Annotated in this window: 1 pseudogene; it reads left to right on the plus strand. The window is 60.1% G+C overall.

Annotation, left to right across the window (positions count from 1 at the left end):
• Window positions 1–494, plus strand: a pseudogene (locus EHS19_RS10535) (transposase); the annotation flags it as partial.
• Between the last annotated feature and the right edge of the window lie 271 nt (window positions 495–765).

Consider the following 765-nt stretch of genomic DNA (forward strand, 5'->3'; position numbering starts at 1 on the left):
TACGTCGCGTTCGTCACCGACGCGTTCGCTCGTCGGATCGTGGGCTGGGCGGTCGCCAGGACGATGCGCACCGAGGACCTGCCGTTGCAGGCGTTGGAGCAGGCCGTCATGTGGGCACGCTGCCACGGGGGCGCGGACGGGTGCGTGCATCACTGCGACCACGGGTCGCAGCAGTACATCAGTCTCGTGTACTCCACGCACGTGGCGGACGCGGGCATGCTCCCGTCGACCGGCACGGTCGGCGACTCGTACGACAACGCGCTGGCGGAACGCACGAACAACTCGTACAAGCGCGAGCTGGTCTGGGTCAACAGGCCGTACCGGACGGTCGACGAGCTGGAATACGCGACGATGCGGTGGGTGGCGTGGTACAACTCGGAACGGCTGCACGCCTCGCTGGGCTACAGGACACCACAGGACGTGGAGAACGAGTATTATCGACAGCAGGCGGCACAAGCCGTCTCACAGTAGAGACGGAACAAAAATCAGGCCACTTCACCCCAATACACCGCACCCCAGCAGTCCACACCCCAGCAGTCCACACCCCAGCAAAACACGCCCCAGTACGGTGAACTTGGGTATTCTGACGGTACACCGATTCAAGGAGAGCACAAACCCGGTATCGTCACGCCTGATGTTGCAGGCTGACTATTATTGTTGTAAGAATCACGTTCTATACGTCAGTATTGGATGATACGAGGTGCTTCCATTTTCGCTTATTGCCTTTTGTCCGCATAGTGGGTTTCTGTAGCGTCACGCAGATCG

The organism is Bifidobacterium jacchi, from assembly GCF_009078285.1.
Classification (GTDB): Bacteria; Actinomycetota; Actinomycetes; order Actinomycetales; family Bifidobacteriaceae; genus Bifidobacterium; species Bifidobacterium jacchi.